The following is an 11,355-nucleotide window of genomic DNA, read 5'->3' on the forward strand; positions in this document are numbered from 1 at the left end:
GCGCCGGGCCGCCCCAAGCCGACCTGGGCCCCCTCGGGGGGCAGCGAGGACACGCCAGTGCCGAGCGTGGGGGCACTATTCAGCGTTCGAGCAGCAGGCGCAGCTCGGCCGCCGGCGCGGGTTCGGCGCGGCGCGCGAGCAGACGGCCCTCGGCCAGGCGCGTGAGGTCGGCCTGCCAGCCGTCGGCCACGGTGGCATGGCCTTCCAGCCAGTCGAACAGCGCGCGCACCGGAATCGGCGCGCCCGTGATCTCGCTGGCCAGCGCGTCGAGCGACTCGTAGCGGCGCTCCTCGGTGCCCTGGCGCAGCCGGGCAGAGTCCGCCGACCAGCTCATCAGCGCCAGGGTGTTGCCCAGCGGACTGGTCAGCAGCAGCTCGCCCTCGTCCGCACGGCCGCGCAGCTCGAAGCCCGCCGCAAAGGACTGCGGCGGCTCGGACGCGATCTGCAGCGCCAGGCGGCCGCTCCAGACGCCCGGGCCCGGCGGCGCGCTGCGGGGCGGCTGCGCGCAGCCCGCGAGCAGGGCTGCCGCGAGCGGCAGTGCGAGGCCGGCCAGGACGCAGCGCCGACGCGTGCCGGTCACGGCTTCACCTGCAGCCGGCGCAGGGTCTGGACCAGGGTGTCGTTCTCGGGATTCAGGCGCAGGCCCTCGCGCCAGATGGCGGTGGCGCGCTCGCGCTGGCCCAGGCTCCAGAGCACCTCGCCCATGTGGGCGGCGATCTCCGGGTCCGGGCGGGCGCGGAAGGCCGACTCGAGGATGCGCAGCGCCTCGTCCTTGCGACCCAGGCGGAACTCGACCCAGGCCAGGCTGTCCTGGATGAAGGGGTCGTTAGGCGCCATGGCGAGCGCCTTCTGCACCAGCTCGCGCGCCTCGGCCAGGCGGACGTTGCGCTCGGCCAGCGAGTAACCCAGGGCGTTGTAGGCGTGGTGGTGGTCGGGCCGGCGCGCGATCAGCTCGCGCAGCAGGCGCTCCATTTCCTCGAAGTTGCCCAGCTTCTCGCTGAGCAGGGCCTGCTCGTAGAGCAGCTCGAAGTCCTGCGGATAACGGGCGATGGCGGCGCCGAGCAGTTCGTAGGCCTGGCGCAGCATCTGCTGCTCGCGCAGCAGCTGCACCTCGGCCATCAGCTTCATGCGCGCGTCCTCGGGGCTGCGCTCGGGCAGGCTGCGCAGCAACTGGCGGGCCTGGTCCATCCGGCCCTGGCGCGCCAGGATGGAGGCGCGCCGGCTCTGCACGCCGACCATGTCGGCCGAATTCTCGATGCGGCTCAGCCAGCGTTCGGCGGCGGCGTAATCGCGGCGCTTCTCCGCGATCTGGGCCAGCACCAGGTAGGCCTGCGTGGTGCCGCGCTGCAGTTCCTCGGCCGGCAGGTCGGCCGCCGCCAGCTCCAGGAAGCGGCGCAGCGTGGCTTCGGCCTGGGCCAACTGGTTGTCCTGGGCCTGCAGCGTGCCCAGCAGCAGCCAGGCCTCGGCGAGTTCGGCCTTTTCGGCAATCACGCGCTGCAGTTCGCGCTGGGCCTCGGCGTGGCGGCTCTGGTCCAGCAGGGCGCGGGCATAGGCCAGGCGCAGCTCGGGCAAGGGCTTGCCTTTGCCTTCCAGGTAGCTGCGCACCAGCGCTTCGGCCTGGGGTTGCGAGCCGTCCATCATCTCGAGCGCCAGCAGGACCGGGCCCTCGGCCCCGAGGTCCAGGGCCTGGGCCTGGCGCGCCGCCTCGATCGCGCCCGCCAGGTCGCCCGCCAGCATGCGCATGCGGCCGTTGGCGGTCCAGGCCGCGACCGCCGTGGGTGGCTGGCGCGACGCCTCGGCCAGCGCGCCCTCGACCACGCGGGCCGACAGCTTCTTGTCCTGGGTGCGGCTGTACAGGCGCGGCAAGGTCGCGATCAGGGCCGGGCGCTCGGCCACCGGCGTGCCCGCCAGCACCAGCTGCAGGGTCTCGGCGGTGTCCTCGATGCGGTTGAGCGCAATCAGGATCTGCAGCTCGTAGCGGCTGGCATCGCGCGAAGCCGGCAGCGCCTGGCGCCAGGCGCGCGCCGCCTGCAGCGCGGCGTCGCCCGAGCGCGACTGCAGCGCGATCTCGACCGCGCGCTGGTACAGGGCCGGGTCCTTGCTGCGGCGCGCGGCGTCGAGGATCAGCGAGTAGCCGGCGCCGGGCTCGCCGCCGCCCACCTGGAGCTCACCCAGCAGCAGCTGGTAGAACAGCTGCGCATCGAGGGCCGAGGGCTGAGGCGCCTCGGGGGCGGGCGCGTCTGCCGCGGGCGCCTGGGCCGCCGCGTTCAGGGCACAGGCCAGCAGGGCGGCCAGGCGGTAAGAAAACTTCATGAAATCATGATAATCCACAGCTCTCACCCTTGGACCTCCATGCCCGAACTGCCCGAAGTCGAAGTCACGCGCCTGAGCTTTGCCGAGCGCATCCGCGGCGCGCGCATCGCCGCGGTCCGGCTCGGCAAGCCGCTGCGCTGGCCGCTAGGCCTGGACCCTTCGGCCCTGGAGGGCCGCGTGGTGCAGGGCGTGGGGCGGCGCGGCAAGTACCTGCTGCTGCAGCTGGACCAGGGCCTGCTGCTGCTGCACCTGGGCATGTCGGGCAGCCTGAACTTCGCGCCCCAGCAGCCACCGCCCGGCACGCACGACCATTTCGACCTGGTCACCAGCCGCGGCACGCTGCGCCTGCACGACCCGCGCCGCTTCGGCGCCGTGGTCTGGGCGCCCGGCGAGGCCTCGCCGCGGGCCCAGCAGCTGCTCGGCAAGCTGGGCATGGAGCCGCTGGGCGAGGGCTTCGATCTGGAGGCCTTCCAGGCCGGCCTGAAGAAGCGCCGCGGCCCGCTCAAGCAGGTGCTGCTGGCCGGCGACCTGGTGGTCGGGGTCGGCAACATCTACGCCTCCGAGGTGCTGTTCCTGGCCGGCATACGTCCGACCCTGAGCGCCACGCGGCTGAGCGCGCCGCGCGCGGCGCGCCTGCACGCGGCGATCCGCGAGGTGCTGGCGCGGGCCGTGGACCGCGGCGGCAGCACGCTCAGGGACTTCGCCAGCGCCGACGGCCAGGCCGGCCATTTCCAGCTCGAGGCCATGGTCTACGGCCGCGCGGGCCAGCCCTGCCGCGTCTGCGGCACGCCGGTGCGCAGCCTGCGGCAGGGGCAGCGCAGCACTTTCTTCTGTCCGGTCTGCCAGCAGCGCTGAAGTCGGCGCGTCCCGGGGCGCTGCGGCCAAGCCCCGGTGTTATATTGGCCCGCAGTTTGGAGGTGGCCGGGAGATGTCTTTCGATCAGCAGTTCGACCTGCATGGCGCATGGTGCCGCGAGCATGCGCTTCGGCTCAAGGGCCTGGGCGAATGGTTGAAGGACCAGGAGCTGCTGGACGCGGCTGTGCAGGAGCGCCTGCAGCGGCTCGATGCGCAGCTGCGGCAGGGCAAGCTGATGGTGGCTTTTGCCGCCGAGTTCTCGCGCGGCAAGTCCGAGCTGATCAACGCCGTGTTCTTCTCCGGCTACGGCCAGCGCATCGTGCCGGCCAGTGCCGGTCGCACCACCATGTGCCCGACCGAGCTGTCCTACGAGGCCGGCGAGCCGGCCTGCCTGCGCCTGCTGCCCATAGAGTCGCGGCTTGCGCCCCAGACCCTGGCCGAGTGGCGCCAGATGCCGCAGCGCTGGAACCGGGTAGAGCTCGACGTGGCCGACGCGCCGCGCCTGGCCGCTGCGCTGCAGCAGGTGGCCGAGACCCGGCGGGTGGACCTGGACCAGGCGCGCGCCCTGGGCTTCTGGCACGACGACAGCCCGCAGGACAACCCGCTGCCCGACGCCGAAGGTTGCGTCGAGGTGCCGCGCTGGCGCCATGCCCTGGTCAACCTGCCACACCCGCTGCTGCGCCAGGGGCTGGTGGTGCTGGACACGCCGGGCCTCAACGCGGTCGGCGCCGAGCCCGAGCTGACGCTGGGCCTGCTGCCGCAGGCCCATGCGGTGGTGTTCATCCTGGCCGCCGATGCCGGCGTGTCGCGCACCGACCTGGAGGTCTGGCGCGAACACCTGCCCGAGGTCGGCGCCGATCCGGCCAGCCGCCTGGTGGTGCTCAACAAGGTCGACACGCTGTGGGATGCGCTCAGCGCCCCGGCCCAGGTCCAGGCCCAGATCGAGCGCCAGCGCGCGGCCTGCGCCGAGACCCTGGGCGTGGCGCCGCAGCAGGTGATTCCGGTGTCGGCCCAGAAGGGCCTGCTGGCCAAGGTGCGCGGCGATGCCGAGCTGCTGCGCGCCAGCGGCCTGCCCCAGCTGGAGCAGGCCCTGGGCGAGGGCCTGCTTGCGCGGCGCCAGCAGGTGCTGGCCGCGGCCCTGGCCGCGGGCGTCAGGGGCCTGCGCGCCGAGGCCGCTCGCGTGCTGCATGTGCGCCGCCGGGCGCTGGCCGAGCAGACACTCGAGCTGCGCGGCCTGCGCGGCAAGAACACGGCGGTGATACGCCAGATGCGTCAGCGCGTCGAGCAGGAGCGGCTGGAATTCGACCGCAGCGCCACCCGCGTGCACGCCATGCGCTCGGTGCACCTGAAGCTGCTGCAGCAGGTGTTTCAGCAGCTGGGCACGGCCACCCTCAAGGCCGAACTGGCCGAACTCGGCGCGGCCCTGCGCCAGGGCGGTTTCAAGCTCGGGCTGAACAAGGCCTACGGCCTGGCCTTCGAGCGCCTGCGCGCCAGCCTGACCCAGGCCCAGGATCTGATCCTGGACATCCAGGCCATGCTGGAGGCGAGCTGCCGCCAGATCAATGCCGAGCATGGTTTTTCCGTGCAGATGAGCGATCCGCCCGACTTGAGTCCGCTGCTCGCCGACCTGGACCAGGTGGCGCAGAGCTACCGCCAGTACCTGGGCGTGGGCAACGTGCTGAGGCTGTCCCGGGCCGACTTCTCCGACCGTCTGGCGCGCGCGCTGATGGGGCGGGTGCGTGCCATCTTCGAGGCCGCGCTGGCCGACGTCGAGCGCTGGAGCAAGGCCTTCGCGTCCCAGCTCGACGTGCAGCTGCGCGACCGGCGGCGCGACTTCGGGCGCCGCATCGAGGCGATCGCGCGCATCGAGCAGGCGGCCGACGGTCTGGAGCAGCGCCTGTCCGAGCTCGAGGCGCAGGAGGCCGCGCTGGACGCGGTGCAGGTCCGGCTCGATGCCCTGACGGCGCCCATGCTCGCAGCCGGCGCGGCCGCCCCCGCAGAGCAGGCGCTGCCATGAGGGCGCTGGAGGAAGATTTTGCCGGCCGGGTCGTGGCCTGGCAGAGGCGGCACGGCCGCCGCCACCTGCCCTGGCAGGACCAGCGCGACCCCTATCGCGTCTGGCTGTCCGAGATCATGCTGCAGCAGACCCAGGTTGCCACCGTGCTCGACTACTACCCGCGCTTCCTGCAGCGCTTTCCCGACGTGGCGGCGCTGGCTGCGGCCTCGCTCGACGAGGTGCTGGGGCTGTGGAGCGGCCTGGGTTACTACAGCCGCGCGCGCAACCTGCACCGCTGCGCCGTAGAGGTGGTGACCCGCTTCGGCGGCCGCTTTCCGGACAGCGCCGAGCAATTGCAGAGCCTGCCGGGCATAGGCCGCTCCACGGCCGCGGCCATCGCGGCCTTCTGCTTTGGCGAGCGCGCCGCCATCCTGGACGGCAACGTCAAGCGGGTGCTCAGCCGGACCCTGGGCTACGGCGCCGACCTGTCCGTGGCGGCGCACGAGCGCAGCCTCTGGGGCCTGGCCGAGGAATTGCTGCCCCGGGCGCGGCTCGAGGAGGCCATGCCGAGCTACACGCAGGGCCTGATGGACCTGGGTGCCACGGTCTGCCAGGCGCGCAGCCCGGACTGCGCCGCCTGTCCCGTGACCGAGCTCTGCGAGGCCAGGCGCGAGGGCAGGCCCGAGGCCTATCCGGTCAAGACGCGCAAGCTCAGGCGCAGCAGCGAGTCGCTGTGGCTGCTGTGGGCCAGCGACCGCGCCGGCTCGGTCTGGCTCGAGCAGCGGCCCACGCCGGGAGTCTGGGCGGGCCTGTATTGCCTGCCCCTGTTCGACAGCCGCGCCGCGCTGGAGGCGGCCCTGCCCGAGGGCCAGCAGGCGGCGCTCGAAGACCTGGAGGGCTTCAAGCATGTGCTGACGCACAAGGACCTGCACCTGCACCCGGTGCGCGTGCGCCTGGGCAGCCGTGCGCTGGCCGGTCGGCCCGGCGCCTGGTTCACCGCCGAGCAATGGCCAGCCCTAGGCCTGCCTGCACCGGTGCGCAGACTGCTGCTGCCTGACTGAAGTCCCCGGATCAGGCCTTGTCGAGCTCGCGGTGGCGCGTGAGCGTCAGCCAATGGGGGCTGAAGGCCTGCGCCAGCTGCTCGACCAGGTAGACCGAGCGGTGCTGGCCGCCGGTGCAGCCTATGGCCACCGTGACATAGCTTCGATGGTCCTGGGCCAGCGCGCCCAGCCAGGCGCTGAGAAAGGCCTCGATCTGGCGCTCCATCTGCAGCACCTCGGGCGCGCGCCGCAGGAACTCGGCCACCGCGGGGTCGCGCCCGGTCAGCGGGCGCAGCGCATCCTCGTAATGCGGATTGGGCAGCATGCGCACGTCGAACACGTAGTCGGCATCGACCGGAATGCCGCGCTTGAAGGCGAAGGACTCGAAGACCAGGGTCAGGTGGCTGGCCGGCGCCGCGATCAGCGCCTTGACGTAGCCCTGCAGCTGGGCCGAGCGCATCAGGCTGGTGTCGATCGCATGGGCCTGCTCGCGCAGCTCGGCCAGCAGCTCGCGCTCGAGCTCGATCGCCTCGATCAGCGCGTGCTGGATGTCGGCGTCGTCGCGCCGCGACAGCGGGTGCTTGCGCCGGGTCTCCGAGTAGCGGCGCACCAGGGTGTCGGTGGTCGCGTCCAGGAACACCGGCTTGATCGCCACGCCCTGGGCGCGCAGCGCGGCCAGCTGCTCGGGCACCATGGGCAGCGAGGCGGCGCTGCGCACGTCCATGGCGATCGCCACGCGCTGCGTGTGGTGCGCCTGCTGCAGCGCGACGAAGGGCTGCAGCAATTCGGGCGGCAGGTTGTCCACGCAGTAGTAGCCCGCGTCCTCGAGCGCGTGCAGCGCCACCGACTTGCCCGAACCGGACATGCCGGTGATCAGCACCACCTCCAGCGGGCTCGCCTCGGCCGCGCTCATCGCCCGGGCTCCTGCTCGAGATTCATGCCTTGACCTTGCGCTCGCGCGGCGCGCCGCCATCGGCCTGGACGCCCAGCATCTCGCGCGCATGGGCCAGGGTGGTGTCGGACAGGCGTTCGCCGCCCAGCATGCGCGCGACCTCGCCGACGCGCTGCTCGCCGAGCACCAGGCTCACGCCGCTGGCGACGCGGCCGCCCTCCTGGCGCTTGGCGACCACCAGGTGGTGGTCGGCGCAGGCCGCCACCTGGGGCAGGTGGGTCACGGCCAGCACTTGGCGGTCGCGGCCCAGCTGCTTCATCAGCCGGCCCACGGTTTCCGCGACGGCGCCGCCCACGCCCGAGTCCACCTCGTCGAAGATCAGGGTCTGGGCCGCGCCGAGCTGGCTGGTGGTGACCGCGATCGCCAGCGCGATGCGCGAGAGCTCGCCCCCCGAGGCCACCTTGCCGACCGGGCGCGGCGTGCTGCCCGCGTGCCCCGCGACCAGGAAGGCCAGGTCCTCCAGGCCATGCTGGGCCGGCTCGGCGGCCTTGTCCAGCGCGACCTCGAAGCGCCCGCCCTGCATGCCCAGGGCCTGCATGGCGCTCGTGACGGCGCGCGCCAGCCGCGGCGCGGCCTGGATGCGCTGGGCCGAGACGCGGCGCGCCTCGGCCAGCCAGGCGGACGCGGCGGCCTGCTCGGCGGACTCGAGCGCGGCCAGGTCGGCCGCCGCATCGAGCTTGGCGAGCTCTTCCTTCCAGCCGGCCAGCAGCGTGGCCAGCTCGGGCGGCGGGCGCTTGTAGCGCCGCGCCAGCGACACCCATTGGCCCATGCGTTGGTCGAGCTCGGCCAGGCGCTCGGGGTCCAGCTCGGCCCGGCGCAGGTAGGCGTGCAGCGAGTGCACGGCGTCCTGGGCCTGGGCCAGGCTGGAGGCCAGGATCTCGGCCAGCGCTCCGAATTCGGGTTCGACCTGCTCCTGCTGCTGCAGCAGGCCGCAGGACCGCGACAGGCCGGGCAGGGCGCCGCCATCGTCGGCCTCGAGCGCGGCCAGGGCCTGGCCTGCGGCATCGATCAGGGCCTGGGCGTGCGATAGCCGGTTGTGGCTGGCGCTGAGCTCCTCCCACTCGTCCGCGCCGGGCGCGAGCTTGTCGAGCTCGGCGATCTGCCAGGCCAGCCGCTCGCGCTCGCGCTGCAGCGAGTCCTGCGCCGCACGCGCCTCGCCCAGGATTTTCTGGGCCTGGCGCCACTGCTGCCATAGCCGGCCCAGGGCCTGGGTGTCCAGGCCCGCGTAGGCGTCGAGCAGGCCGCGCACCGCGTCGGGCCGCGTCAGGCTTTGCCAGGCATGCTGGCCGTGGATGTCGAGCAGGGCCTCGCCGATCTCGCGCAGCTGGGTGGCCGTGGCCGGGCTGCCGTTGATCCAGGCGCGGCTCTTGCCCTGGGTGTCGACACTGCGCCGCAACAGCAGCTGGGTCGAGACTTCGAAGCCGGCATCCTCGAGCCAGGCCGCGCAGCCGGGCGGACAGTCGAACTCGGCGCTGACCTCGGTGCGGGCCGCGCCCTCGCGTACCAGGGCCGGGTCGGCGCGCGCGCCCAGCGCGAGCTGCAGCGCGTCGATCAGGATGGACTTGCCGGCGCCGGTCTCGCCGGTCAGGGCCGTGAAGCCCTCCGACAGGTCCAGCTCCAGGGCGTGCACGATCACGAAATCGCGCAGGCTGATGTTTCTGAGCGCCACCTTCAGGAACCTCCCTCGTACCAGTGCAGCTTCTTGCGCAGCGTGTCGAAATAGCTCCAGCCGCGCGGATGCAGGAAGCGCACGCGGTGCTGCGAGCGGCGCACCGAGATGCGGTCGCCGTGCAGCAGCGAGGCCAGCGACTGCATGTCGAAGCTGGCGCTGGCGTCGCGTCCCGCGACCACCTCGATCGCGATCTCCGCGCTGTCGGACAGCACGATGGGCCGGTTGGACAGCGTGTGCGGCGCGATAGGCACCAGCACCCAGCCCGGAATCGAGGGGTGCAGCATGGGCCCGCCGGCCGACAGCGCGTAGGCGGTCGAGCCGGTCGGCGTGGCGACGATCAGGCCGTCGGCGCGCTGGTTGGCGACGAAATGGCCGTCGACCTCGACGCGCAGCTCCACCATGCCCGAGGTGGCGCCGCGGTTGACCACCACGTCGTTCATCGCCAGCGCATCGAACACGCAGTGGCCGTCGCGCAGCACCTTGGCGTGCATCAGGCTGCGCTGGTCCTCCTCGTACTGGCCCTGCAGCATGGGCGTGAGCGTCTCGCGGTAATGGTCCAGCGGGATGTCGGTGATGAAGCCCAGGCGGCCCTGGTTGATGCCTATCAGCGGCACGCCGTGGCGCGCCAGCTGCCGCCCTATGCCCAGCATGGTGCCGTCGCCGCCGACCACCAGGCCCAGGTCGCACTGCGCACCTATGCCAGCCACGTCCAGTGTGGCGTAGGTGGACAGGCCCATGCTGGCCGCCGTGACCTGCTCCAGCGCCACCTCGCAGCCCTGGCGGCTCAGGAAATGCGCCAGGCCATCGAGCACCTGCCGCGCGCTGTCGGCCGCTTTGCCCGAGACCGTGGCGTGGTACTTGCCGATCAGTGCCACATGGCGGAATTTCGACTTCATGGATTAGGGCCTGTTCACACTGTTTTTGCCAGTGCGAACGTGGTTAAAACCGCGCCAATCTAGGCGCGCGACGACGCCCAGGCTGGCCGCCTGGGCCAGGAGTGCAACAACGAGTGGCGCGCTTTTAACCACGTTCCCTCCGGGTTGCTCCGCAACGCATCTGGCAAAAACAGTGTAAACAGGCCCTGAATTACATCACTAAAATCTGACACAACATGTCAAGGGATTCCAACATGCTCGACGACCGGGCCCGCCTGCTGCTCAAGGCGCTGGTGGAGCGCTACATCGCAGAAGGCCAGCCCGTGGGCTCGCGCACGCTGTCGCGCGCCTCGGGGCTGGAGCTTTCCCCGGCGACCATACGCAACGTCATGTCGGACCTGGAGGCGCTGGGCCTGATCGCCAGCCCGCACACCTCGGCCGGACGCATCCCGACGGCGCGCGGCTACCGCCTGTTCGTCGACACCATGCTGACCGCCCAGCGCGAGGAGCTGGCCGCGCCTAGCCTGGCGCCGGACCAGCCGCAAAAGGTGATCGCGAACGCGGCCAGCCTGCTGTCCAACCTCTCCCAGTTCGTCGGCGTGGTCATGGCGCCGCGCCGCAGCTCGGTGTTCCGGCACATCGAGTTCCTGCGCCTGTCCGAGCGCCGCCTGCTGGTCATCATCGTTTCGCCCGAAGGCGACGTGCAGAACCGCGTCCTTTTCACCGAGGCCGACTACTCGCAGTCGCAGCTGGTCGAGGCGGCCAACTACCTCAACGCGCATTACGCCGGCATGGCGATCGAGCAGGTGCGCGGCAAGCTGCAGCAGGAGGTCGACACCCTGCGCGGCGAGATCGCCACGCTGATGCAGGCGGCCGTGCAGGCCAGCTCCGAGGCCCTGAACCAGGCCCAGGGCGAGGTGGTGATCTCGGGCGAGCGCAACCTGCTGGCCGTGAGCGACTTCTCCAGCGACATGAGCCAGCTGCGCCGCGCCTTCGACCTGTTCGAGCAGAAGGCCCAGCTGATGCGCCTGCTCGACGTCTCGGCCCAGGCCGACGGTGTGCGCATCTACATCGGCGGCGAAAGCCAGGTCGTCCCGGTCGAGGAGCTGTCGGTGGTGAGCGCGTCCTACGAGGTCGACGGCCAGGTGGTCGGCACCCTGGGGGTGATCGGTCCCACGCGCATGCCCTACGATCGAATGATCCAGATCGTGGACATCACCTCGCGTCTGCTCAGCAATGCGCTGAGCCACAACAAATAGGCCCCTACAATACGGGCTCGCGCCGGTTCCGAAACGGGGGCCGGCACGCGGGGCGTTAGCTCAGTTGGTCAGAGCAGAGGACTCATAATCCTTTGGTCGTTGGTTCAAGTCCAACACGCCCTACCAAGCACTGATTTTTCCGTGCTATAATTCAAAGCTCAGCGGCTGTAGCTCAGTTGGATAGAGTACTTGGCTACGAACCAAGGGGTCGTGGGTTCGAATCCTGCCAGCCGCACCAAACGGATAGCCCTAGAACAGCAATGTTCTAGGGCTTTTTCGTTGTGCGCCCGGCACGGGCGCACTCTTGGAGGTGCAAGTCCTCCCGTGAGTTGATCACAGCGAACGAAGCGAAGCGCAACTGCATGAGGGTGACCGAGTGTGGGGAGGAAGCGT

General features: G+C 71.4%; 9 protein-coding genes and 2 tRNA genes. 6 read left to right on the plus strand and 5 right to left on the minus strand.

The features are described 5' to 3' along the window. Window positions 1-79: 79 nt before the first annotated feature. Together FFS10_RS07825 and FFS10_RS07830 are read right to left on the minus strand one after the other, a co-directional pair. The gene (locus tag FFS10_RS07825) at window positions 80-580 is read right to left on the minus strand and encodes a lipoprotein insertase outer membrane protein LolB (protein ID WP_137893259.1); all 501 of its coding nucleotides are present in this window, start codon (window positions 578-580) and stop codon (window positions 80-82) included. Continuing rightward, complete coding sequence (locus tag FFS10_RS07830; RefSeq protein WP_137893261.1) at window positions 577-2,313, minus strand: tetratricopeptide repeat protein; 1,737 nt, start codon at window positions 2,311-2,313, stop codon at window positions 577-579. Before FFS10_RS07830 ends, FFS10_RS07825 begins: the two co-directional genes overlap by 4 nt. 39 nt (window positions 2,314-2,352) lie before the next feature. Here FFS10_RS07830 and mutM point away from each other — a divergent pair, with 39 nt between their 5' ends. The 3 genes from mutM to mutY all read left to right on the plus strand — a co-directional run bounded on the left by mutM (window position 2,353) and on the right by mutY (window position 6,225). Then, window positions 2,353-3,168 (plus strand): bifunctional DNA-formamidopyrimidine glycosylase/DNA-(apurinic or apyrimidinic site) lyase, encoded by an 816-nt coding sequence (gene mutM, locus FFS10_RS07835; protein WP_137893263.1) that lies wholly within the window; start codon window positions 2,353-2,355, stop codon window positions 3,166-3,168. A 73-nt stretch (window positions 3,169-3,241) separates the two neighbouring features. Continuing rightward, complete coding sequence (locus tag FFS10_RS07840) at window positions 3,242-5,185, plus strand: dynamin family protein (RefSeq protein WP_137893265.1); 1,944 nt, start codon at window positions 3,242-3,244, stop codon at window positions 5,183-5,185. Beyond that, on the plus strand, window positions 5,182-6,225 hold the full coding sequence (gene mutY / locus FFS10_RS07845; RefSeq protein ID WP_137893267.1) for an A/G-specific adenine glycosylase: 1,044 nt from the start codon (window positions 5,182-5,184) through the stop codon (window positions 6,223-6,225). Before FFS10_RS07840 ends, mutY begins: the two co-directional genes overlap by 4 nt. 10 nt (window positions 6,226-6,235) lie before the next feature. On the opposite strand, the gene rapZ is transcribed toward mutY, so the two are convergent. From rapZ to FFS10_RS07860, 3 genes are read right to left on the minus strand one after another with little or no spacing between them, the layout of a single operon-like run. Beyond that, on the minus strand, window positions 6,236-7,117 hold the full coding sequence (rapZ, locus tag FFS10_RS07850; protein ID WP_137893270.1) for an RNase adapter RapZ: 882 nt from the start codon (window positions 7,115-7,117) through the stop codon (window positions 6,236-6,238). 22 nt (window positions 7,118-7,139) lie between these two features. Continuing rightward, entirely contained in the window at window positions 7,140-8,825 is a 1,686-nt protein-coding gene (recN, locus tag FFS10_RS07855) for a DNA repair protein RecN (RefSeq protein WP_137893271.1), read from the minus strand. A gap of 2 nt (window positions 8,826-8,827) precedes the next feature. Then, the gene (locus tag FFS10_RS07860; protein ID WP_137893273.1) at window positions 8,828-9,724 is read right to left on the minus strand and encodes an NAD kinase; all 897 of its coding nucleotides are present in this window, start codon (window positions 9,722-9,724) and stop codon (window positions 8,828-8,830) included. Window positions 9,725-9,957: 233 nt separating this feature from the next. On the opposite strand from FFS10_RS07860, the gene hrcA reads away from it, so the two are divergent. From hrcA to FFS10_RS07875, 3 genes are all read left to right on the plus strand, one after another. Further along, a complete protein-coding gene (gene hrcA, locus FFS10_RS07865) occupies window positions 9,958-10,962 on the plus strand; it encodes a heat-inducible transcriptional repressor HrcA (RefSeq protein ID WP_137893290.1) in 1,005 nt (334 codons plus the stop codon). A 49-nt stretch (window positions 10,963-11,011) separates the two neighbouring features. Next, window positions 11,012-11,088 (plus strand) — tRNA-Ile (locus FFS10_RS07870). A 35-nt stretch (window positions 11,089-11,123) separates the two neighbouring features. Further along, a tRNA-Arg gene (locus tag FFS10_RS07875) sits at window positions 11,124-11,200 on the plus strand. Window positions 11,201-11,355: the final 155 nt, after the last annotated feature.

Source organism: Ramlibacter sp. 2FC, assembly GCF_005503345.1.
GTDB lineage: Bacteria > Pseudomonadota > Gammaproteobacteria > Burkholderiales > Burkholderiaceae_C > SCMQ01.

What these genes read in the sequence shown, in the direction of transcription:
- FFS10_RS07840 (WP_137893265.1), top strand. Translation starts at nt 3,242, where the DNA reads ATGTCTTTCGATCAGCAGTTCGACCTGCATGGCGCATGGTGCCGCGAG.
- rapZ (WP_137893270.1), bottom strand. Translation starts at nt 7,117, where the DNA reads ATGAGCGCGGCCGAGGCGAGCCCGCTGGAGGTGGTGCTGATCACCGGC.
- hrcA (WP_137893290.1), top strand. Translation starts at nt 9,958, where the DNA reads ATGCTCGACGACCGGGCCCGCCTGCTGCTCAAGGCGCTGGTGGAGCGC.
- FFS10_RS07830 (WP_137893261.1), bottom strand. Translation starts at nt 2,313, where the DNA reads ATGAAGTTTTCTTACCGCCTGGCCGCCCTGCTGGCCTGTGCCCTGAAC.
- FFS10_RS07860 (WP_137893273.1), bottom strand. Translation starts at nt 9,724, where the DNA reads ATGAAGTCGAAATTCCGCCATGTGGCACTGATCGGCAAGTACCACGCC.
- mutM (WP_137893263.1), top strand. Translation starts at nt 2,353, where the DNA reads ATGCCCGAACTGCCCGAAGTCGAAGTCACGCGCCTGAGCTTTGCCGAG.
- mutY (WP_137893267.1), top strand. Translation starts at nt 5,182, where the DNA reads ATGAGGGCGCTGGAGGAAGATTTTGCCGGCCGGGTCGTGGCCTGGCAG.